Consider the following 23,333-nt stretch of genomic DNA (forward strand, 5'->3'; position numbering starts at 1 on the left):
GTCGTCAATTCGGAAACAAGTTATATGCGAAATTCAGCGTTATTTTTGGTTGCACCGTTAGCACTCGTTACCTCGTATGCACAAGCGGCAAATTTTACCGTGAGCGATATTCAATTTAATGGATTGACACGGGTATCCGCTGATAACCTCTATCCCGTGCTTGCTGTCAATACCGGTGAAGTAGCAAACGATGCCAATATCGCAGCTAGTATCAAAGCCCTCTATGAAACTGGCAATTTCTCAGATGTTAAAGCATCCCAATCAGGCAATAAATTGGTATTTGACGTGGTAGAGCGCCCAATTATCGCAAGTGTCACTTATGACGGTAATAAACTGATTCCAAAAGAAGCATTGACCGAAGGCCTAAAACGTATTGGTATCGTAGAAGGCAATGTGTTAAAACAGGCGACGGTTGAGCAAGTGCAAAATGAGCTAAAACAGCAATATAATCAGCAAGGTTATTATAATAGTGAAGTTACGGTGACCCAAACGCCTTTAGATAATAACCGCGTCGCGCTTAAATTTAATTTTGTTGAAGGTAAAGCGGCGCGTGTTGTCGATATCAAGGTGATTGGTAACAAACATTTTAGCGACAAAGAAATCAGACAAGCAATGAGCATCAAAGAAAGCTCATGGATCAATGTGATTAGCAAATCTGACCGCTATGCCAAAGAAAAGCTTGCGGCAAGTTTAGAAAATGTCACCGCCATGTACCAAAACGCAGGCTTCGTCAAATTCACCATCAATGATGCCACCATTAATTTAAGTCCAGAAAAAGATAAAGTATTTATCGAGCTCAATCTTACTGAAGGTGAGCAATATAAATTCGGCAATGTCAACTTTATGGGTACGCCCAACTACGACACCGATAAGCTTCGTAAGCAGGTGGCATTTAAGCCAGGTGAGCGTTATTCACAACGTCAAATGACGACAACCTTACAAAATCTTGGCACACTGTATGGTAACGATGGCTACTATTTTGCCCAAATCCGCCCAGTGCCGCGTATCAATGAGGACACTCGCACGGTAGATGTCGATTTCTTTATTGATCCTGTGCGTCCTGTATATGTTCGCCGTATCAATTTTACCGGTAACAATAAAACCGCAGATGAAGTATTGCGCCGAGAAATGCGCCAAATGGAAGGCGCATTGGCCGCCAATGAAAAAATCGATTTGTCGCGCACGCGTTTGATGCGTACAGGCTTCTTCAAAACTGTCAACATGGATGTCAAACCTGTCCCTAATACCCCCGATCAGGTAGATATCAATGTCGCAGTAGAGGAGCAGCCATCAGGTACCAGTACCATTGCGGCTGGTTATTCACAAAGTGGTGGTATCACCTTCCAAGCAGGTTTAAGTCAATCTAACTTTTTGGGTACAGGTAATCAGGTCAATATTTCGTTATCGCGTTCTCAGACGTTAGATAGTTATAATTTGGGCTATACCAACCCGTACTTTACGCCAGATGGGATATCGCAAAGTGCCAGTATCTATACACGCAAAACCAAATATGACAGAAAAAACATTTCAAACTATGTAACAGACTCGTATGGTGGCACCTTAGGTTTTAGCTACCCGATTGATGAAAATAAGAGTTTAAGTGCTGGTCTCACACTTGATAGTACCAAAATCAAAGCAGGCGCTTTGTTAGCGGTATCAAACTATCAATACTTAAAAGACGAGGGCAATCTTGAAATAGGTTCAGACTCCGATGGCAATGAATCATTCGAATCAGACCCATTTAATACCGCGAGCCTAAATTTAGGCTGGAATATGAACACGCTTGACCGTGGGCGTTTTCCAACCAACGGTATGTCCCATAACGTCAATTTAGAACTGGCCTTTGGCGATGCCACTTACCAAAAACTGGTCTATCAAGGAAACTACTATCGCCCATTCCTAAAAAATACCGTACTACGCGGTTATACCAAGTTAGGATATGGTAACGATTTACCTTTCTGGAAAAACTTCTTTGCAGGGGGTTATGGCTCAGTGCGTGGTTATGAGAATGCCACTTTAGGCCCTACCAGTAAGCGTTATTACCCAGTGAAGAATTATAGTGGGGTCGATAATTACCCAGAAGAGATTGGCGGTAATGCACTCGCGCAAGTGGGTACTGAATTAATCTTGCCGATGCCGTTTAAAGGCGATTGGGCAGACCAAATCCGTCCCGTGTTATTTGTTGAAGGGGCACAAGTGTTTGACACCACCAATAAATATGACCAAAAAATCACAGTGGGTGGCAATACCGTATCGCTATTAAATGAAAAAGACAATGACATGCGGTTTAGCGCGGGTGCTGGCTTCACTTGGATTACCCCAATTGGTCCAATCTCATTAAGCTATGCCGTTCCGCTCAATGATAAAGATAAAGATAAAGTCGACAATGTACAGTTCGAGATTGGACGTACATTCTAAAAGGTCTATATATATGAAAATAATGACTCAGTTAGCCACAGCGAGCATTTTAAGTGTATTGGCAATGCCAGTGTTTGCCAATACCGTTGCGGTTTGGAATTCCCAAGTTGCCATCAGTAATACTAACATCGCCAAAACCAAAATTGGCGTGGTGCAAGCGGCGGTCAAACCAAAGCAGCAGCAGCTTGATAGCTACAAAGCCACCATTGAGCGTTTGCAAAAACAATATGCCACGCAAAACGCTCAGATGACCCAAGCACAAAAGGATGATTTGCGTAAGCAAATTCAAACCAACCTACAAAACTATGAACAGGTTGCCAGTCAAATCCAGTCCATCATTGATGCCAATGAGGCAGAAGTGATGCAGCGAATTGCCCCCAAAATCCAAGCCATTAAAGAAACTATTGTGCGTCAAAAAAATATTGATGTGCTCATTGATAATCGTGATAGAACGGTTAGTTATGTCAAACCTGAATGGGATGTAACGGCAGATTTTACCAAAGCGATTAACGATCAAGTAAAATAATATTTTTTAAGCTTAGAGGTTTTAGCAAAAACGCAATATTCGACTATTGCGTTTTTTATTTTGTGTGTAAAATTAAGGCAAATTTTAAGCAAACGATTGGAGTAATCAAATGGCGTTCACCCTCACACAAATTTTGGATTTTTTAGCTAGTGACGTCATTGGGCAAGGGGACGCGCAAAGCGACCAAAACTTGCAGAAACAAATTTCCAAAATCGCCGCCCTTGAGGACGCCACCGACAGCGATATCACGTTTATCGCCAACCCTCTATTTGAATCAAAATTGCAGACCACGGGCGCGGGCGCCGTGCTAGTCCCTGCATCCTTGCAGGAAAAATGCCCAAGCCATAGCGTTGCCATCGTGGTCAAATCACCTTATGCCGCGTATGCCAAACTCACCGCATTGTTTGAACCGACGCAAGCGTATCATCAGACAGTCAACCCTAATTTATCAGATGGTTTGATTCACCCGACTGCCATTTTGGGTAACAATCTGCAATTGGGCGACAACGTGCGTATTGGGGCGTATAGCCAAATTGGCGATAACTGCGTCATTGGTGATGGCGTCAAGATTGATGCCCAAGTCAATATTCAGCCCAATGTCGTGATTGGCGAAGGTAGCTTAATCGCGCCGCACGTGTACATCGGTCATGATTGTGTATTGGGTAAACATGTCAGCTTGCATAGTCATGCCAGCATTGGCAATGACGGGTTTGGCTTTGCCCCTAGAGGCAGTACAGATGAAGCAGGTTGGCAAAAAATTCACCAATTAGGACGAGTGATACTGGGCGATCATGTCAGCGTAGGCAGCCACACCTGTATCGATCGTGGTGCGCTGAATGATACGGTTATCGGTAATCATGTCATTATCGATAATTTGGTGCAAATTGCCCATAATGTAAAAATTGGTGCTGGCACGGTGATTGCAGCGTGTGTTGGGATTGCTGGCAGTACAGAAATTGGTAAACGCTGCATGATTGGCGGGGCATCAGGTTTTGCAGGTCATATCAAAATTTGTGATGATGTCACGATTACTGGCATGACGATGGTAACCAAATCGATTCACCAACCGGGTGTATATTCTTCAGGCATGCCAGTGATGCCCAATAGCTTATGGAAAAGAGCCTATATTAATTTTAAGCAACTTGGCAAACCAAAAAGTTAATCGTTACCTTTATCCATCAAATAATTTGAGAAAACAACTGTAAACTCAATCTTAAAACCGTTACAATGGTTGTTTTTCACAAATCTATTTTTTTGATAAAGATGATTTAAAAGTATAAAGGATATATCCATGGATTTTGATAAGTTGATTGATGAAGACATCGCGGGCCTTGCACAGATTGGGGTGACATTACCTCTCAATGCCGTTGTGTTACGTGATTATCTGCCTCACCGTTATCCTTTTATGCTATTAGACAGAGTTACTGCGGTAAAACCCAATGAGTGGATTACCGGTGTTAAAAATATCACCATTAACGAGCCTTTTTTTAATGGTCACTTTCCTGAAGAGCCTATCATGCCAGGCGTCTTAATGATTGAAGCCATGGCGCAGGTAGCGGGTGTACTAGGTTTTATCAGCAAAAATGTCAAACCCAGAGATGGTTATATTTATCTGTTTGCTGGGGTGGATAAAGTACGTTTTAAACGTCAAGTCATCCCCGGTGATCAGCTTATTTTACGTGCCGAAAAAACCATGGAGCGTCACAGTATCTATAAATTTAGTTGTACAGCGTGCGTGGGCGATGAGTTGGCAGCCAGTGCAGAAATCACCATTGCAGAGCAGCGTACCCAATACCATCAATCATGACTTTAACATCATTTTTACATGGCTTGAATAAGGCACTTTTGAGTAAGCCATACCGATAAAATCTGTTTAAGTTAAGCAAAATCCTTGATAAAAATGGCATACTTTAGTAAAAATGCTATAATGTCGTTTTTATTTTAACCTGCTGTTTATAGTTAGCTTTGCCTATGGTTTCAGCTAAACTTGTATTTTTAATTCTTCTTGAATAGTGGGCTGGTATAAGGATTTTTCATGACGATTCACCCAACGGCGATTATTGATGCCACTGCAACGATACACCCGTCGGTCAAGATAGGGCCGTATTGCATTATTGGTGAACATGTCACAATTGGGGCACAGACCGTGCTTCACCCCCATGTCGTCATTAGCAAGTTTACCCGTATCGGTGAGCGCAACCAGATTTTTCAATTCGCTAGCATCGGCGAAGACTGCCAAGATCTCAAATACCAAGGTGAGGAGACGTGGCTAGAAATTGGCGATGACAATCGCATTCGCGAAGCCTGTAGCATTCATCGCGGCACGGTACAAGATAAAGGCATCACACGCGTTGGTAGCCGTAATCTGTTTATGGTCAATACCCATATTGCGCATGATTGCGTAATTGGCAACGACAACATTGTGGCTAATAATGTGGGGATTGCAGGGCATGTCCGCGTCGGTAACCATGTGATTGTTGGTGGTAATTCAGGTATTCACCAATTTTGTAGCATTGATGATTATAGTTTGATTGGTGGCGCAAGCTTGATTTTAAAAGATGTTGCGGCTTTTAACATGGTATCGGGTAACCCTGCCAAAAGCCATGGTCTTAATATCGAAGGCATGCGCCGCAAAGGTTGGTCAAAGCAAACCATCGATTATCTGCGACAAGCTTATCGGGTGATTTTCCGTTCAGGACTGACCAAGGAAGAAGCCATTGTGGCAGTGACCGAGCAGCTATTACCCCAAGAACCTTTGGTACAATTGCTATTGGATTCCCTGATTCATAGCGAACGCGGCTTAGTCAGATAACGTGGTAAGATAAGGTAGTAAGAAAGGATAGCGTTGCTATTTAGCGTATCAACAGCAGCGTATAAAAAGTAAAAAAGAGCCAAATCGGCTCTTTTTTTATGTGTTTTTAGGTGGTTTTTAGGTCAAATGCAAATCAGGTTTTGGTAAGTTTTGCTGCTGATAAAAAGTATCGACAAACGCATCAAACTTATCATCTTCAATAGACTGACGGATATCTGCCATCAAGCGCTGATAGTAACGCAAATTGTGTATGGTGCCCAACTGTGCCGATAACATTTCATTGCACTTAAACAAATGATGCAAATAGGCGCGGCTAAAATTCTGACAAGTATAACAATCACACGCACTATCAAGCGGACTTTGGTCAAAACGGTGCACCGCATTTTTAATTTTAACGGCGCCAAAAGTGGTGAAATAATGACCGTTTCGTGCGTTACGTGTTGGCATCACGCAATCAAACATATCAACGCCGCGGCGTACCGCTTCCACGATATCTTCAGGTTTACCTACACCCATCAAGTATCTAGGCTTATCGGCTGGCATATCATCGGGTAAGTAATCAAGCACCGCCATCATTTCTTCTTTTGGCTCACCGACTGACAGTCCACCAATGGCATAGCCATCAAACCCAATATTTAACAGACCTTCTAGGGATTTTTCACGAAGGTTGCGATACATACTGCCTTGGATAATACCAAACAAAGCATTCTTGTTACCCAGTTTTTCATGCTCATTTTTACAGCGCTCGCCCCAACGCAGCGATAATTCAAGCGATGTATCCGCTTCGCTAGGCGTCGCAGGGTAAGGCGTGCATTCATCAAACTGCATGACGATGTCTGAGTTCAGTGAGTATTGAATTTGCATCGATATTTCAGGTGATAAAAACACCTTTGCGCCATCAATCGGCGAGCGAAAATGCACACCTTCCTCGACGATTTTACGCATTGCACCCAGGCTAAAGACTTGAAAACCGCCGGAATCGGTTAAAATCGGCTTGTTCCAACCGATAAAGTCATGTAAGCCGCCAAATTTGTCAATGACATCGGTCGTCGGGCGCAGCCACAAATGAAAGGTATTGCCTAAGATGATTTCGGCACCGATTTCGTGGATATCCCGCGGCAGCATGCCTTTGACGGTGCCATAAGTACCGACAGGCATAAAGGCAGGGGTTTGCACATCGCCATGAGCGAGATGAACCGTACCACGGCGAGCACGGCTCTCGCCTGTAGCGTTTTTATGTAAGGTGAATTGCATATTTTGCTTTAGTAAGTTTTGCTAAAAGGCGGTATTATACCATTAACTTACGTGGCTGAAAATGCTATTAATTTTTAGTTTTTCTAATATCAATAGTAATAAAAAATAACAGGTAAGACAAAACACAAAACGTGCTAACCGCATAAATAATCACCACCCAAAGCGATTGCTTTTTTCTGTGTTCAATATGCTTGACTGCATCGGCATAATCATAAATTACTTTGCCATCGATTGAAAGTTCGTATAAAAGACGTGTGGCATCGACTTGCGATGTTTTTTGTAATGATGCCCAATCAAGGCTAACTGTTTGATTTTCTAAAGGTAAATAGTTATGCAAACAATCTTGAATATAAGGTGTGAATGGACATTGATAAAATCGTAAAGTATTTTCTGATACCACCGCCATATTTGGCAAATAGATAAGTTTGCTGTTGATTTGTTGATAAGGGGTAAATTTAGCCGTACCTTGCGAGTGAAAAAGTTCAGTTTTAGCAGGAATTGGATAGTTTAAAATCATAACTGCAGATTTAAGCGTACTAAAAAAAGCAATGCTAACTGCTAACCACAAACCAACGATTAGGTATAAAGACAATGTAGTCATTTTATTAACAAGCTGAGAAATTACTAACATCATTCTACTTTATCTAACAACATCGCATCACCGTAACTAAAGAAACGATATCGTTGCTCGATGGCGTGCTGATAAGCCTGTTTGATAGGCTCACTGCCTGCAAACGCTGACACCAGCATCAATAGCGTGGATTTTGGCAAATGAAAATTGGTGATGAGCTTATCAATCACCCCAAACCTAAATGACGGATAAATAAAAATATCGGTGTCACCTGACCAAGCCGATAGCATCGGGTTTTCAAAACTGGCGGTTTTTTGAAACGCCGTTTCTAATACCCGTGTCACCGTGGTACCGACTGCAATCACTTGCCCGCCACGGGCTTTGGTTTGGTTAATCAAATCGGCAGTCGCTTGGGGCAACTCGGCATATTCTGAGTGCATTTTATGGCGCAAAACATCCTCTGTCTTGACAGGGGCAAATGTGCCTGCACCGACATGCAACGTGACAAAGGCGGTATTAATGCCCTTGGAATTGAGTGCAGCCAATACGTTATCATCAAAATGCAGGCTTGCTGTCGGTGCGGCTACGCTGGCAAGTTTGGTTGGGTCATGAAATACCGTTTGATAGCGGGTTTCGTCATTGTCATCGGCATGGCGCTCAAAATAGGGCGGAATCGGCAGTTCACCATAGTGCTCAAGCACAGGCAAGATCGGCTGGTCAAATTCTATCAAAAATAAATTGTCCTCACGCCCCATTACCGTGGCATGAATATTACCATCGGCAAGGCTCAACGTTTGCCCCTCTTTTGGGCTGCGGCTGGCGCGTACATGACACAACGCTGTGTGCTTTTGGCTGCTAGTAGCATCATCGGGCAAAATACGCTCAACCAATACTTCGACCGCGCCGCCACTGGCTTTTTGCCCAAACAGCCTTGCTTTCATGACCTTGGTGTCATTAAACACCACCAAGTCACCACTATTTAACAACTCTGGCAAATCCACAAATTGTTGGTCTTTGGGTTGACCATGGGCAGGCAAATACAGCAATCGAGAGGCGGAGCGCACCGCTAACGGATAGCGGGCAATGAGTTCATCGGGCAGTTGATAATCAAAATCATCTAAAGTTAAAGGCATTTGTGGGTTACTCGGTGATAGCAGAATCTTTGGCAAGGTGGACATTGGCTTTAGGAAATGGACGGATTTTATCGGCGTCTGACCAAGCTTTGACCCAGTCATCAGGTGGCATATTAATATCTTTATAATCCAGCGCGCTGAGCACTTGCTCAGTCGGCAAAACCTTGCCAGTCACGATGTTGGTAATACCGGTGCGTAGCAGCGCAGAGCAAGTAGGCTGACCTTTGACCCACATGCTTTGCTCGATGTAAAACCAGCGCTCATCAACAGCTATCAATCGGGTTTTGATGGTGACCTTATCAAATAAACGAACACGCTTACGATATTGGATGGTACTACCAGCGACCACCAGCCCCCAGCGATGCTTGAATAATTTTTTGGCAAGTCCTGAGCGAATGGCAAGATCATTTCGCCCCAAATCAAACAGCGTAAAAATACGTCCGTTGTTCATTTCAAAAAAATTGTCAATGTCGTTGATATTAGCGGTCAAGGTGATTTCGCTGGTATCGGTTAATTGAAGCGAATGACCTTGTTTTTGTTTAATCGCGCTTTTGATGGCATGGGTGCCCAGTCGTAAAAAAGGATACATGGTTGTTCTCAATCTAAATTTGTGCCACATTATAGGTAAATCGCGCTTGTTTAGCAAAATTTGTCACTATCATTACCCGACAAGTCACTATAATTACCCTACAAAAGGAAAGCAAATGACCAATCAATCACAGGTAGCAGCGCAACCCTTATCAGCGGACGCTAAAAAAGTATTAGATTTTTGGCTGCAGCAAAATACTAAGCCATTTTGGTTTGCCAAAGATGAGGATTTTGATAAAACTGTAACGGCTAAATTTTTAGCCACACTTGAGCAAGCCAAACGAGGCGAGTTAGGGGATTGGCGAGCCAGTACAAAAGGGCGACTGGCAGAAATCATTGTATTGGACCAGTTTTCGCGCAATATTTTTCGAGATTCTTCACAGGCTTTTGCCCAAGATGGCATGGCGTTAGTATTGGGACAAGAAATCGTCAAACAGCCAGATTTTGACAAGTTAAATCAAGACGAACGCAATTTTGCTTTAATGCCTTTTATGCATGCGGAATCGGCAACCATTCATCAGCAGGCGTTGCCACTGTTTAAAAAATACGCCAGTGCCGATACGTTAGCGTTTGAATATAAGCATCAAGCCATTATTGAAAGATTTGGGCGTTATCCGCACCGCAATGCGATTTTGGGTAGACAATCCAGTGAGGAGGAAATCGCCTTTTTACAACAACCCAACTCGTCATTTTAACTTTTATTAAGTTGTTGCTGGGTCGCCCAATCAATATGTTCTTGTGTGTTTTCGCTTAGCATGGGGCGTTTTTGTTGCAATTTTTCAATAATTGCTTGGCTAATTGGTGCATTGCCCAAGGCTACTGCCACATTGCGCATAAAATTATCGTAGCCCGTGCGGCGAATCGGCGAGCCTTCAGTTTTTGTCAAAAAATCTTGTGCGTCCCACGCCCATAACTCAAGTAGTGACACCTCATCTAAACGGTGACGCGGAGTAAAATCCTCAATCGTCGCTAATCTGGCAAATTTATTCCAAGGACAAATCAACTGACAATCATCACAGCCAAAAATGCGATTACCGATTTTAGGGCGAAGTTCTACAGGGATTTTGCCATCTAATTCAATGGTTAAATACGAAATACACAGCCGTGCATCGACATCATAATGCCCGGTGGGTGTTTTGCGGATAGCATGGGTAGGGCAGACATGAATACAAGCACGGCAACTGCCACAATGCGATGATATGGTTTCGATTTGCTTTTTATCCTCTGCCAAAGGCAAGCTGGTAAATAACTCCCCCAACACAAAAAATGACCCCGCTTGTGGATGAATCAGCAAGGTGTGTTTGCCTGTCCAGCCCAAACCTGCTTGCTCAGCCAACGCGCGCTCAAATATAGGCGCGGAGTCACTAAAGGGACGAAATACAAAGTCGTTGGCATATTGCGGATAATCGGTGGTCAGTTTGTCTTGAATCAGTCTGGCTAGGGTTTTTAATAAGCCTCGCATGGTTTTATGATAATCACGTCCGCGAGCATAGCGGGCAATAATCGCTGAGTTGGGGCGCTCGTTGTCTGGCACACTGCGTTTGGGCGGCGGCGTGACCAGATAATCTAAACGCACGCTAATGATACTTTGCGTCTTGTCAACTAACAACGCAGGGTTAGCACGTTTATCATGATTGTCTTCAAAAAACAGCATATCGCCATGTTTACCTTGTGCTAGCCAGGTTTGCAAGGCATCAAGCTGTTTGCTAAAGATGGGATTGCTAGGATGGACAAAGCCACAATCAGCAAACCCCAACGCCTTGGCTTGCGCCTTTATCCAGCCCTTGAGTGCATTAAGTTCGTTTGTAGTGTCCAACATGCCAACAACCAGGTAAAATTAAAATGCTATTATAGCAAAATAAACACCTACCACATCATTGGAACATCTTATGCAAAGTAATGCACGGACGGATAAAAATACTGTGATGCAAAACGCCATTGCCTTATATAGCCCCAAACAAATTTATGACATTGAAAAAAACTGGTTTAGCAATAATGACAGTTTTGCCTTAATGCAACAAGCTGCATGGCAACTTGCACACATCATCAAGCAGGAAAGTAGCAATCAAAAAGGCAGTTACCTTCAAAAAAGCAGTCACCCTCAAAAATCGGTATTGGTAGTAGCAGGCGCTGGTAATAATGGCGGCGATGCTTGGTTGGTGGCACATTATGTGAACAAGCTTTGCCCACATTGGTCAGTTACCGTAGTACAAGTCGCAGCGCCTAGCACCCTCGACAGCCAAACAGCAAAGCACATGTACCTGTCAAACTGTGCAAATGCGGCAAAATACTTGACGTTGACAGCATTTTTACAGCCATTCTATGAGCTTGGTTTAAGCTATCAGTATGATGTGGTGATTGATGGGTTGTTGGGGATTGGACTCGATGGCAAGCCTAGCGATGATTATCAGACAATCATCAATTGGATTAATCAATACCGCAAGCAAGTTCACGCTTGTCAAGTCATCAGCATCGATGTACCCAGCGGACTTAATGCCGCTACGGGCGAAGTGTACGATGACATTGCGATTAAAGCAGACAAGACACTTTGTTTAATCGGGCGAAAGGTCGGACTGCATATCGGGGATAGTAAAGATTATGTTGGCAGCGTTATCGATGTGCCTTTGCTCCCTATTGAGCAATCAGGCATCTTGCTGCATTCCACGCTACCTAACTTACCACAACGTCAGCAGGTGAGCCATAAAGGTACGTATGGTCATGTACTTATCATCGGTGGCAATCGGCTACAGGATGGGCATGGCATGGCAGGGGCAGCGATATTGGCCGCTAGTGCAGTATTGAGCAGTGGTGCAGGCAAAGTCACCGTTGCTTGTCATGGTGATTTTCATCCAGCCATTGTCACTGCGTTGCCCAATGCCATGACCGCGGATTTACACAATATCGCTAGCGTCATCGAGCTGATTAACGCGGTGGATGTGGTTGCCATCGGCATGGGTTTAGGTAGAGATAAAGCAACGTTAGAGTTATTTAACCAATATCTTACGGCCATCAAACAATCAGAGAAGCTATGCGTTATTGACGCCGATGGTTTATACCATTTGGCAGATGGGGCAGGCATGAGTGACGGTTTAAATGCGCCAATTCAACCACGATTGGGACAGTCAAACCAACGGTTTTACCTAACGCCGCATTCAGCGGAAGCAGGACGTTTGCTCAATCAACACTATGCTGACATCGATCGAGACAAAATCAGCGCGATTCGGGCATTAGCTCACCAATATGGGGGCAATTGGCTTATCAAAGGGGCACAAACGATTGTGCTTGAACGTGCCAGTCTTGAGCGTGACAGTTTTGAACGAGACAGCATTGATATTTGCGGCTTGGGCAATGCCGGTATGGCAACCGCTGGCATGGGTGACTGCTTGGCAGGTCTGATGGCGGGCTTATTGGGGCAAGCAATTGCCGCACCCATGCTAACCTCCGTGCTCATACATGCCAAAGCGGGTGATACGTTAGCAGAAAAAATGGGTGAATATGCGTTGCAAGCCAATCACATGGCATCGGCAATCGGTGACATCATCCATCAAATCACGCAAGATTAAAATCACGGCAGGTTAAGAATGTTCAATAGAAAAAAGGTGAGAATTCACTCACCTTTAACCTTTATATATCTTTAATCTTTACACGCCTTTAACCTTTGATTGAACGCTAAAGTTATATAGCATGCAAAGTTATTTACAGTATTGGCTCACTGTTTGCGCGACTTGCTGACGGCGTAGCTCAATTTCACGACCATCTAAATATTTACGTTCACCTTTATTATCCATCTCATAGACGCGCCCGCCTTGGTTTAGATTAGCAAGGGTATTTTGTAATGATTTACAGCGCTCAGCATCTTGCTGTTTTTTGAGTTGCTGATTTTGTGCTTCAAGTTCAGCAACGCGTTTTTGATCGGCTGTCAGCGTTGGTGATATACCTGATGCAGCACCTGTGCTATTGCCAGCGGTTGCAGGTGCACGACTACTAGGTCCAAGTTCACGGGTATTAACCACTTGCACTTGTCGCAAATTAACACCATTGGTCGGGGCATATTGGCTATAATGCGGCACACCATTTTTGTCAGTCCACTTGTAATAAGTTGCTGCATTTGAATTCGCCATAATGAATGGTGATAACATGAGTGATAACAAAAACAGTGGCTTTAACATTGTTTTTCCTATGCAAGAAACTAGAAAGTTATGCGATAGCCTATCACAGCTTGATAGCTTTTAGCAGTAAATTTTGACAAGATAATCGTTTAACTTCCTAAAGGTAGTTTTCTAAAAACGACTGGCTCAATCAGTCCGAGATTTTAAAGTTTATCAAGCCTTAAAACCAATCCTTAAAACCAAGCCTCAAACGAATTCATTTGCCTATAACTAAAAGTTATAAATTCTAGTAGCTTTTTTTTATTGACAAGTCTGTAAAAAACTCACATCATAAGTCCTCTACTGGTCGTTAGTAACAATTATCGTTGGTTACTAATTGGTAAAATCTAAGCTAATTGGCGCTATCCGCTGATTAGGCTCTACAATTGGATGAGAGTATTTTTTACCGTTGTTGTTGTTTATGAATCTAAACAAAAGAATCTAACAACCCTGACTTATCGGTCAACAAAGACAAAAAGTAGCCATCAATTTACTCATTACGTGATTTTCGTGATGCTTTCTTTTTTGGTTATCATGCTTTTTGCCCTCGTCTGATTTGTTCACTGTTACCTTATGGCAGTGTTGAAGATTCTTGCTAATCATTTAGCAATTTTTATCTAAAACAACTTCCCAGTATCATTTTTGAAGACGACCATAAAAGGTGATGACAGTGACTCAAACTACCCAAGCTCCCAATATGACGGGAGAAAACCAAACGGCTCACGCTGCACCCAATTTTGACAAAAAAACCGCCAAAGCCTCAGCAGGTGAACCTGTCATGATGTCTGGTGCAGAAATGCTGGTGCAAGCGCTAATTGACGAAGGTGTTGAATACATTTTTGGCTATCCAGGCGGCGCCGTGTTGCATATTTATGATGCTTTGTTCAAACAAGATAGCATTGAGCACATCCTCGTGCGTCACGAACAAGCAGCGGGTCATATGGCAGATGCTTATTCCCGTGTCACAGGTCAAACTGGGGTGGTATTGGCGACATCAGGTCCAGGCGCCACCAATACGGTTACCGCCATCGCTACCGCGTTTATGGATTCCATTCCGATGGTTGTCATCTCAGGTCAGGTGCCTTCAAGCCTCATCGGTGATGATGCGTTCCAAGAAACTGATATGATTGGTGTGTCACGTCCTGTCGTCAAACACAGTTTTCAAGTACGTCATGCCAGCGAAATCCCAGAAATCGTGCGTAAAGCGTTTTATATCGCAAGCTCTGGTCGCCCAGGTCCTGTGGTGATTGATGTACCCAAAGACAAAACCGCGCCTAACGAAAAATTCCCTTACCATTTCCCTGAGTCGGTCAGTATGCGTTCTTACCAACCATCGGTTCGCGGTCATTCAGGACAAATTCGTAAAGCCATCGAAACCTTAATTGCTGCCAAACGCCCTGTTTTATATTCAGGTGGTGGCGTGATTGCATCAAACGCAAGTGCAGAATTAACCGCATTAGCCCGTTTACTTAATTTACCGGTGACCAATACTTTGATGGGTTTGGGCGCTTATCCAGGATCGGATAAACAGTTTTTAGGTATGCTTGGGATGCATGGGACGTATGAAGCCAATATGACCATGCACAATTCAGATGTGATTTTGGCTGTGGGCGCGCGTTTTGATGACCGTGTGACCAACAATACGCAAAAATTCTGTCCAAACGCTAAAATTATCCATATTGATATCGACCCTGCATCAATCTCAAAAACCATCAACGCACACATCCCGATCGTCGGTGATGTAAAAAATGTGCTAGGTGATATGCTCGCCGTATTAACAGAAAATAACGCACAGCTTGACCAAGCCGCATTAAATGATTGGTGGGCGCAAATCAATGAATGGCGTAAACGTCATGGTCTACGCTATGACAAAGACGACAGCAATGGCATGAAACCACAGCACGTTGTTGAGCGCTTATACGAGTTAACGCATGGTAAAGCTATCATCACTTCTGATGTGGGTCAGCACCAAATGTTTGCCGCCCTATACTATAAGTACGATGAGCCGCGTCAATGGTTAAACTCAGGTGGGTTAGGCACCATGGGGGTAGGATTACCTTATGCAATGGCAGCCAAACTTGCTAATCCAGAGCGTGATGTGGTCTGCATCACCGGTGAAGGCTCAATTCAGATGAATATCCAAGAGCTATCAACTTGCCTACAATATAACTTACCAGTGAAGATTTTAAATCTTAACAACGCCCAGTTAGGTATGGTCAAACAATGGCAAGACATGATTTATGAAGGTCGCCATTCGCACTCTTATATGGATTCATTGCCAGATTTTGTCAAACTTGCAGAAGCTTACGGTCATGTCGGTATCCAAATCACTGACCCAGCCAAACTTGATGAACAACTTGCTTATGCTTTATCACTCAAAGATCGATTGGTATTTATCGATGTGCTCGTCGATAAAAACGAGCATGTTTATCCAATGCAATTAGCAGGTCAGTCAATGCGTGATATGTGGTTAGCCAAAGGGGAGCGTACCTAATGAAACATTTAATTTCTGTCTTAATGGAAAATGAATCAGGGTCACTGTCTCGTGTGGTTGGCTTATTTTCACAACGTGGCTACAACATCGAGACATTGAACGTCGCGCCAACCGATGACCCGACTTTATCGCGTTTGACCTTGACCACAGATACCGATCAAAATAAGATTGAGCAAGTGACCAAACAGTTGCACAAGCTGATTGAAATCGTTAAAGTAACCACGCTGACCGATAGTGTACATATTGAGCGCGAACTCATGCTGATCAAAGTACGTGCCACGGGTAGCAACCGCGAAGAAGTGAAGCGCTGTGCGGATATCTTCCGTGCAAGTATTGTTGATATCACGCCCAATGTCTATACCATTCAAATTGTCGGTGACACCGCAAAATTGGACGGCTTTATCGAATTGATGGGACGTGAACGCATTTTAGAGGTGGTACGTTCTGGTGTTATTGGTATCGCTCGGGGTGAAAAAATCCTCAGCGTCTAAATTTACCAACCTTTTAATAGTAGTTGTTTTTTACACAAGGAAATAGTTATGAACATTTTTTATGATAAAGATTGTGATCTATCAATCATCCAAGGCAAAAAAGTTGCGATTATCGGCTATGGCTCACAAGGTCACGCGCACGCATTAAACCTAAAAGACAGCGGTGTTGATGTTACGGTAGGTCTTCGTAAAGATTCATCATCTTGGAAAAAAGCAGAAAATGCCGGTCTAAAAGTGGCTGAAGTAGAAGAAGCAGTTAAGCAAGCTGACTTAGTCATGATTTTGACCCCTGATGAATTCCAAAAACAACTTTACAATGACGTGATTGAGCCAAACATCAAACAAGGTGCCACGCTTGCATTTGCCCATGGTTTCTCAATTCATTATAACCAAGTGGTACCACGCAAAGACCTAGACGTCATCATGATTGCGCCAAAAGCACCGGGTCATACCGTTCGTAACGAATTTACCACAGGCGGCGGTATTCCTGACTTAATCGCCGTTTACCAAGATGCCTCTGGTCAAGCCAAACAAGTGGCGTTGTCTTATGCGATGGGCGTCGGCGGTGGTCGTTCAGGTATCATTGAGACAACGTTCAAAGACGAAACTGAAACGGACCTATTTGGTGAGCAAGCGGTACTGTGTGGTGGTGCGGTTGAGCTGGTCAAAATGGGCTTTGAAACCTTGGTTGAAGCAGGTTATGCCCCAGAAATGGCGTACTTTGAATGTCTACACGAATTAAAATTGATTGTAGACTTGATGTACCAAGGCGGTATTGCTGATATGAACTACTCAATCAGTAACAACGCAGAATACGGTGAATACGTGACAGGTTTAGAAGTTATTAATGACCAATCACGTGAAGCGATGCGTAATGCCCTAAAACGTATCCAATCAGGCGAATATGCAAAAATGTTTATCGCTGAAGGTATGTCAAATTATCCATCAATGACAGCGCGCCGCCGTCAAACCGCTGAGCACGAAATCGAAAAAACAGGTGCCAAACTTCGCGGTATGATGCCTTGGATTACCTCAAGCAAAATCATCGACAAAGAGAAAAACTAGTTTTGTACCCAGTTAGTTTTACCAATGGCATCATACCCAATTGGTAAAAACAATAAAATGACAATAACCCTGCGCTGTGTAAAGTTACATGGACAGGGTTTTTTAGTATAAAATAATCGGTATCGATATAAAGTTTATGAGATTTGTTTTGAATATAGCGTCTGTTTGGCAGTTGTCGACTGCAACTTTTTTACACACTTTTAGCGGTATGAGTTCTTTGCCTGCATTGGCAAATCCTTTGAATCACCTGATGGGAGATAGCTATACGTTAAATTGGCAAGCAATTTATCTGTTCGGCACGCTAATTGTCGCCCTACTGATTGCGTATGAATCCATCGTTTTGAAGAAAAACTTAGGAAAATTGCCGCAATCGACGTTATTTAGCGTGAGTTCCATATTAGAAACTGTGTGGCTTATGGTATCCGTGGTCGCCGTATATTATGGCGCATTTAGTAGCATTGCCAAAGTCGTGCCATTTGCCTATATTCTGTATAGCGTATTTGGTTGGATTTACGGATTTTATCTACTCAAAGATCAGGCGGGCGATATTAAAGATGTCGATGATATGAGTATGCCCATCAAATATATGGACTACAGCCTATCATTTTCACTGGTGATTACGGTGACCAGTATTGCGATATTTATCAATATGTTGATGAACGGTGTTATCGCCTTTAATCTAGTTTAATAAAGTCAATTTAAATGCCTTTTTAATTGTAACTTTGTGGTAAAAAAATCAAAAAATAGTAGGTGAAACGCTAAAACTAGGCTATACTGTCATTATTCGCTAAAATACACTTAACAAACTTTTGGCGATGACAATTTATAACATCCTGTATTTACCTAAGTAATTGCAAGCGTTATAGATAACATAGTTAATTTTTAATGTAGGATTTTTTATGTCAGATAAAGCTACTGGTACTGTAAAATGGTTCAATGAAAGTAAAGGTTTCGGCTTCATCGCTCAAGACAATGGCGGTCAAGACGTTTTTGCTCATTACAGTGCAATCCAAGGTTCAGGTTTTAAAACACTTAAAGAAGGTCAACGTGTGAGCTTCGTATTGAGCCAAGGTCAAAAAGGCCCACAAGCCGAACAAATCGAAGCACAATAATAATAACTACAAGCTTAATTGTTTGTTTATTAACTGCTTATCTTAATTAGCTTGCAATAAAGAAAAACAACCAGACGATAGGTTGTTTTTTTTGCGCGTTTGTTTTGTGTTCCATATTCATATCAAACACAAGACATTGTATGTTGAATATTTAGTTAAAAAATTTCCCTAATTATTTTAGTTATGATATATTCGAAAAATTCAAGAATTTTTGATGTTTTCCAACCATTTTTTTATGACTTAAAATTCATAGGATTTTCTTGATTTGTTGGGTAAGTTATCGCAACATATATTATTAACGAAGATAATGGGTATTGTGAGTATTCACAGTATAACTATTCTTTTTAGCTTGCTAAGTTAGCTCACCAAGCTAGTTTAAGTTAAAAAGAATAGGATGTTCATTTTATCATGACTGGGGATACTTGGATTTATCCTCCTTTTTTAATTCATATAACAAACGAGGAACGTATGAAAGCATTAGTTGCTGTTAAACGTGTAGTTGACTATAACGTAAAAGTTCGTGTAAAAGCGGACAACACTGGTGTTGACTTAACCAATGTTAAAATGTCTGTAAACCCATTTGATGAGATTGCTGTGGAAGAAGCTGTACGCCTACAAGAAGCGGGCGTGGTCTCTGAAATTGTTGTTGTATCTATCGGTCCAAAAGAAGCACAAGAACAAATCCGTGGCGCAATGGCACTGGGTGCAGATCGTGGTATTTTAGTTGAAACTACCGACACTGTGCGTCCACTACAAGTGGCAAAAATTTTAAAAGCGATTGCACAAGCTGAAGCTGCTGACATCATTTTACTAGGCAAACAAGCGATTGATGATGACAACAACCAAACAGGTCAAATGCTAGCGGCATTATTAGATGTGGGTCAAGCAACCTTTGCATCCCAAGTAAAAGTCGACGGGGGCAGTGTCAACGTAACACGTGAAATCGATGGTGGCTTACAAACCGTTCAGTTATCATTGCCTGCGGTTATCACCACTGATTTACGTTTAAATGAACCACGTTATGCCAAACTGCCTAACATCATGAAAGCGAAGAAAAAACCATTAGAAGAGAAAAAACCAGAAGATTATGGTGTTTCTACCGCTAGTAACATTCAAATCGTAAAAGTAACGCCACCTGCAGAACGTAAAGCGGGTGTTAAAGTTAAATCGGTTGACGAGTTGGTCGATAAATTAAGAAACGAAGCTAAAGTTATCTAATCATTTAACTACCTTCAATTTAATTCGTCATTTAACGATAGCGATTATCAAATATTAAGGAAAATCTCATGGCAATTTTAGTATATGCAGAACATGATAATAAAGAGCTGAAAAAAGCAACACTCAACACCGTAACGGCAGCAAGCAAAATCGGTGGCGATATCGTTGTATTAGTTGCAGGTCTTGGCTGTGAAGCCGTAGCAGAACAAGCCGCTAAAGTAGCGGGGGTGTCAAAGGTGCTTTGCGCAAGTAATGCTGCTTTTGAGCATCAACTGGCTGAAAACGTCGCTAAACTCGTGGTATCGCTTGCAGGTGATTATAGCCATATCGTGGTACCAGCGACAACAACAGGTAAAAACTTCTTACCACGCGTTGCCGCTTTGTTAGACGTCAATATGCTAACTGATGTAACCGCTGTGATTGATGCAGAGACATTTGAGCGTCCAATCTACGCAGGTAACGCCATTGCAACCGTTAAAGATACTGAAAGCAAAAAAATTATCACAGTTCGTGCCACCGCATTTGATGCAGCGGCAGCAGAAGGTGGCGCAGCCAGCATAGAACAAGTAAGCGCAGGCGAAGATGCGGGCAAATCAAAATTTGTCGGTGAAGAGTTAGCAAAATCTGATCGTCCAGAATTAACGGCTGCAGAGATTGTTGTATCGGGTGGTCGTGCATTAGGCAGCGGTGAAAACTTCACCAAATATATTGAGCCACTGGCTGATAAGCTAGGGGCTGCGATGGGTGCATCACGTGCCGCAGTTGACGCAGGTTATGTGCCAAACGACCTACAAGTAGGTCAAACGGGTAAAATTGTCGCACCAAACCTATATATCGCCGCAGGTATCTCAGGTGCTATTCAGCATTTGGCAGGTATGAAAGATTCAAAAGTTATCGTTGCCATTAACAATGACCCAGAAGCGCCTATCTCTCAAGTAGCTGATTATTTCCTAGAAGGTGATATTTTTACAATCTTGCCAGAGCTAACTAGCAAACTGTAATTGTCGCTGTCATAAGCTACCAAGCGATAAATATATAAGCAATAAATATAAAAAAACCTCATATTTTTTGAGGTTTTTTTATTTGCTATTTACTGGGTAAGCACTGACTTAATTATCGCTAAAAGTATATTGATTGTTGTATAGCGACTAGGTAATATAATAAAAATTATGGGATTTTATTGATAGTAAATTTTTTGGGAATAAATCGTGAAAATGGATTTAAAAAAATTCCGTACAGAAATGCAGCAGCGGCTTAGCGAGCAGCAACTAGACAATGTGAAAGTACGTCCCTTTATCTGTTCAGGGTCACCCCTTAATTGCAAAATCATGATGGTCGGCTACAATCCAGCTCGCGAAGTTAATTTAGACGTGTTTGATGCAAATATTTGGCATGATGACATAGGGTTTGATCGTGAATCGTTTGCTGAGCATTATGACATCGCTAGCTACAATGATGATTTACAGTGGAATCGCAACCATATATTTCAGCAAAATTTGATTGATGAAATCTCCAATCATCCTGTGATTGAAACCTACCTTTATAGTGTTATCAACCCTAAAAAAACTTTATTAAGCCCTCAGCATAAACACACGCATCTATTTGATTGGCTATATAGCATTTTAAAACCTGTCTTAGTCATTACCCAAAATATTGATGTAATTAAATATTTTGAGCGAGAAGCCAATAAAATTCTGGTGAGAAATACTTTTAATGCCATCACTTATCGCGATTTACACTGTGTGATTTTGCCCATCAGCCATTTATCCAAAAAATGGAATGACACCGAAATGTACCATTTGAAAGAAGAAATTGATGAGCTGTTTAATTTAATTACTGTTTAGAGAATAGTGTTTAATTGATAAATTTATAAACCAATAATAAAAAAGCTTAACAGCATCATCTGTTAAGCTTTTATAATTAAAGATCAAATTTACAGCCAACCTGCCTTTTTAAAGCGATAGTAAAGCGTGAAACAAATGGTCAAAATAACGGCTAATAAGACATAGTAGGCATAATGCATTTTTAGTTCAGGCATATTGTCAAAGTTCATCCCATAAATCCCTGCGACGGCGGTCGGAACCGCGAGTATACCTGCCCAAGCGGCAAGTTTTCGTACCACCTCATTCTGACCCATATTGACCACTGCCATGTAAGTATCCATGGCAACACTGAGCATTTCGTTAAGTCCATTGACCGCATCGAGCGCACGCAGTAGATGGTCATTGACGTCGCGAAAATACGGTTTGGCTTGGCTAGGAAAACTTGGAATTAAATCAGTCTTTTTATGATTGATAAAAAAATTACAGATATCTTGTACGGGTAAGATGACAGCACGCATATGTACGAGCTGTGATTTTAATTCATACAAATTCCGCAGCGTATGTTTGTTAAAGTTTTCAGAGAAAATTTCCCGTTCTTGCTCACGCAAATAACGTCCTAATTTTTCAGTGATAGGTAAGTAGTTATCGACGATAAAGTCTAGAATGGCATGCAGTACAAAGATGGGTCCAAGGCGTAATTTTTCTGGTCGGCGATGACAAAAATCTCGCACACTTTCGTAGCTATGAGAGGCACCTTGACGAATAGTGATGATATATTGCTTGCCCATAAAGATAGCCGTAGTGCCATAACGAATGGTGTTTTCGGTCAATTTGGCAGTTCGTACCACCACGAACACGCTATCATTACCATAGCTTTCAACTTTGGCGCGTTGATGCTCAGCGAAAGCATCTTCAATGGCAAGTTCGTGCAAGTCAAATGCCTCTTGGACTTCTCGAATGGTTTCAATACTTGGGTCGTGTAGTCCTACCCAAACAAACACGTTGTTGTTGGATAATTCGCGGCGCACATCATCAAGCTCAATTTCGCCGATTTTTTCCCCAGATTTACGAGAATAAGCGAAGCAGTTGGCAATCTCATTTTTCCCTTTAAAGCGATCTTCGGTGATTTCAGCTTCAGGGTTGTACTCGGGGGGTGGTACATCGGTAGGTGCATAGACTTCGACAGTGCCGTCATCATCATAATCTTCGCCATAGATATAACTATCATCACCGTGCAAATCGAGTTCTTCATCAGCGATTTCATCATACATGACATCAGCGTTGGCGAGGGTAAAAGCATCTGCAGACATATCATGTGGCGGATTAAGCGTTGAGGCTAAAGGCGGCGTTACGCGCTGGGTCGTCTGAGTGGGGTGCTCTAATAAATCGTCGCTGCGTTCAGATAAATTTTTGTTTTGGTGGGGTGGCGTCATAACCAAAAACCTCGCTATCACGATTTGAAAGAGTTGTATCAGATCGAATAAATGTGTCCAGTCGTTATCAAAGTACTAAAAGGTAGCAACCACAAAACAGCAAGTAAACATCAAAGTAGGCAAATGCACCTGTGTGTTCTTGCTATTTTGTAATTCTCAGTGATTTTTAAACGAATAAAAAAAGAAGTCATGCATTGACAATGCAATCATACGGCTAAAATTAGATGGATAATGATAACAGTGAAAA

Annotated in this window: 22 protein-coding genes; 15 read left to right on the top strand and 7 right to left on the bottom strand. The window is 42.3% G+C overall.

Annotated features, from left to right (window positions below; all coding sequences use genetic code 11):
• Positions 1-24 precede the first annotated feature (24 nt).
• The 5 genes from bamA to lpxA all read left to right on the top strand — a co-directional run bounded on the left by bamA (position 25) and on the right by lpxA (position 5,756).
• Entirely contained in the window at positions 25-2,418 is a 2,394-nt protein-coding gene (gene bamA / locus H9W84_RS05130; RefSeq protein ID WP_239742117.1) for an outer membrane protein assembly factor BamA, read from the top strand.
• Positions 2,419-2,431: 13 nt separating this feature from the next.
• Positions 2,432-2,944 carry an OmpH/Skp family outer membrane protein gene (locus H9W84_RS05135; RefSeq protein ID WP_239742119.1) on the top strand — a complete coding sequence of 171 codons (513 nt, stop codon included), beginning with the start codon at positions 2,432-2,434 and terminating at the stop codon, positions 2,942-2,944.
• A 109-nt stretch (positions 2,945-3,053) separates the two neighbouring features.
• A complete protein-coding gene (gene lpxD, locus H9W84_RS05140) occupies positions 3,054-4,106 on the top strand; it encodes a UDP-3-O-(3-hydroxymyristoyl)glucosamine N-acyltransferase (protein WP_239742121.1) in 1,053 nt (350 codons plus the stop codon).
• A 129-nt stretch (positions 4,107-4,235) separates the two neighbouring features.
• On the top strand, positions 4,236-4,751 hold the full coding sequence (gene fabZ, locus H9W84_RS05145; RefSeq protein WP_203171797.1) for a 3-hydroxyacyl-ACP dehydratase FabZ: 516 nt from the start codon (positions 4,236-4,238) through the stop codon (positions 4,749-4,751).
• Positions 4,752-4,979: 228 nt separating this feature from the next.
• A complete protein-coding gene (gene lpxA / locus H9W84_RS05150) occupies positions 4,980-5,756 on the top strand; it encodes an acyl-ACP--UDP-N-acetylglucosamine O-acyltransferase (RefSeq protein ID WP_095355529.1) in 777 nt (258 codons plus the stop codon).
• Positions 5,757-5,873: 117 nt separating this feature from the next.
• On the opposite strand, the gene tgt is transcribed toward lpxA, so the two are convergent.
• From tgt to H9W84_RS05170, 4 genes are all read right to left on the bottom strand, one after another.
• On the bottom strand, positions 5,874-7,010 hold the full coding sequence (tgt, locus tag H9W84_RS05155) for a tRNA guanosine(34) transglycosylase Tgt (protein ID WP_239742123.1): 1,137 nt from the start codon (positions 7,008-7,010) through the stop codon (positions 5,874-5,876).
• A gap of 67 nt (positions 7,011-7,077) precedes the next feature.
• Positions 7,078-7,641, bottom strand: coding sequence for a hypothetical protein (locus H9W84_RS05160; protein ID WP_239742125.1), 564 nt, complete (start codon positions 7,639-7,641; stop codon positions 7,078-7,080).
• Positions 7,641-8,714, bottom strand: a complete 1,074-nt coding sequence (gene queA / locus H9W84_RS05165; RefSeq protein ID WP_239742127.1) for a tRNA preQ1(34) S-adenosylmethionine ribosyltransferase-isomerase QueA — start codon at positions 8,712-8,714, stop codon at positions 7,641-7,643. Before queA ends, H9W84_RS05160 begins: the two co-directional genes overlap by 1 nt.
• A gap of 7 nt (positions 8,715-8,721) precedes the next feature.
• Positions 8,722-9,303, bottom strand: a complete 582-nt coding sequence (locus H9W84_RS05170) for an acyl-CoA thioesterase (protein ID WP_007116790.1) — start codon at positions 9,301-9,303, stop codon at positions 8,722-8,724.
• 115 nt (positions 9,304-9,418) lie between these two features.
• Here H9W84_RS05170 and H9W84_RS05175 point away from each other — a divergent pair, with 115 nt between their 5' ends.
• A complete protein-coding gene (locus H9W84_RS05175) occupies positions 9,419-9,997 on the top strand; it encodes a DUF924 family protein (RefSeq protein ID WP_239742128.1) in 579 nt (192 codons plus the stop codon).
• Here the strand turns inward: H9W84_RS05175 and queG are convergent.
• Positions 9,994-11,121, bottom strand: coding sequence for a tRNA epoxyqueuosine(34) reductase QueG (queG, locus tag H9W84_RS05180; protein WP_239742130.1), 1,128 nt, complete (start codon positions 11,119-11,121; stop codon positions 9,994-9,996). The two genes, H9W84_RS05175 and queG, sit on opposite strands and share 4 nt — an antisense overlap.
• A gap of 70 nt (positions 11,122-11,191) precedes the next feature.
• On the opposite strand from queG, the gene H9W84_RS05185 reads away from it, so the two are divergent.
• Positions 11,192-12,865, top strand: coding sequence for an NAD(P)H-hydrate dehydratase (locus tag H9W84_RS05185; RefSeq protein ID WP_239742132.1), 1,674 nt, complete (start codon positions 11,192-11,194; stop codon positions 12,863-12,865).
• A gap of 129 nt (positions 12,866-12,994) precedes the next feature.
• On the opposite strand, the gene H9W84_RS05190 is transcribed toward H9W84_RS05185, so the two are convergent.
• Positions 12,995-13,471 (bottom strand): DUF4124 domain-containing protein, encoded by a 477-nt coding sequence (locus H9W84_RS05190; RefSeq protein WP_239742133.1) that lies wholly within the window; start codon positions 13,469-13,471, stop codon positions 12,995-12,997.
• Between the two features lie 757 nt (positions 13,472-14,228).
• Here H9W84_RS05190 and H9W84_RS05195 point away from each other — a divergent pair.
• The 8 genes from H9W84_RS05195 to H9W84_RS05230 all read left to right on the top strand — a co-directional run bounded on the left by H9W84_RS05195 (position 14,229) and on the right by H9W84_RS05230 (position 21,674).
• Entirely contained in the window at positions 14,229-15,944 is a 1,716-nt protein-coding gene (locus H9W84_RS05195; protein WP_239743672.1) for an acetolactate synthase 3 large subunit, read from the top strand.
• Complete coding sequence (gene ilvN, locus H9W84_RS05200) at positions 15,944-16,435, top strand: acetolactate synthase small subunit (protein WP_007116784.1); 492 nt, start codon at positions 15,944-15,946, stop codon at positions 16,433-16,435. The genes H9W84_RS05195 and ilvN overlap by 1 nt, the downstream gene beginning before the upstream one ends.
• Positions 16,436-16,483: 48 nt before the next feature.
• Positions 16,484-17,500 (top strand): ketol-acid reductoisomerase, encoded by a 1,017-nt coding sequence (ilvC, locus tag H9W84_RS05205; protein WP_239742136.1) that lies wholly within the window; start codon positions 16,484-16,486, stop codon positions 17,498-17,500.
• A gap of 148 nt (positions 17,501-17,648) precedes the next feature.
• Positions 17,649-18,188: a hypothetical protein gene (locus H9W84_RS05210; protein WP_239742138.1), complete on the top strand. Its 540-nt coding sequence runs from the start codon at positions 17,649-17,651 to the stop codon at positions 18,186-18,188.
• Between the two features lie 211 nt (positions 18,189-18,399).
• Positions 18,400-18,612, top strand: coding sequence for a cold-shock protein (locus H9W84_RS05215; RefSeq protein ID WP_007116781.1), 213 nt, complete (start codon positions 18,400-18,402; stop codon positions 18,610-18,612).
• A gap of 468 nt (positions 18,613-19,080) precedes the next feature.
• Positions 19,081-19,830, top strand: coding sequence for an electron transfer flavoprotein subunit beta/FixA family protein (locus tag H9W84_RS05220; protein ID WP_065263577.1), 750 nt, complete (start codon positions 19,081-19,083; stop codon positions 19,828-19,830).
• 68 nt (positions 19,831-19,898) lie between these two features.
• Entirely contained in the window at positions 19,899-20,831 is a 933-nt protein-coding gene (locus tag H9W84_RS05225; RefSeq protein ID WP_239742140.1) for an electron transfer flavoprotein subunit alpha/FixB family protein, read from the top strand.
• A gap of 207 nt (positions 20,832-21,038) precedes the next feature.
• Positions 21,039-21,674 carry a hypothetical protein gene (locus H9W84_RS05230; RefSeq protein WP_239742143.1) on the top strand — a complete coding sequence of 212 codons (636 nt, stop codon included), beginning with the start codon at positions 21,039-21,041 and terminating at the stop codon, positions 21,672-21,674.
• A gap of 89 nt (positions 21,675-21,763) precedes the next feature.
• On the opposite strand, the gene corA is transcribed toward H9W84_RS05230, so the two are convergent.
• Positions 21,764-22,924: a magnesium/cobalt transporter CorA gene (corA, locus tag H9W84_RS05235; RefSeq protein ID WP_239743674.1), complete on the bottom strand. Its 1,161-nt coding sequence runs from the start codon at positions 22,922-22,924 to the stop codon at positions 21,764-21,766.
• Positions 22,925-23,333: the final 409 nt, after the last annotated feature.

It is taken from the genome of Moraxella tetraodonis (assembly GCF_022359095.1).
In the GTDB taxonomy this organism is placed as follows: domain Bacteria; phylum Pseudomonadota; class Gammaproteobacteria; order Pseudomonadales; family Moraxellaceae; genus Faucicola; species Faucicola tetraodonis.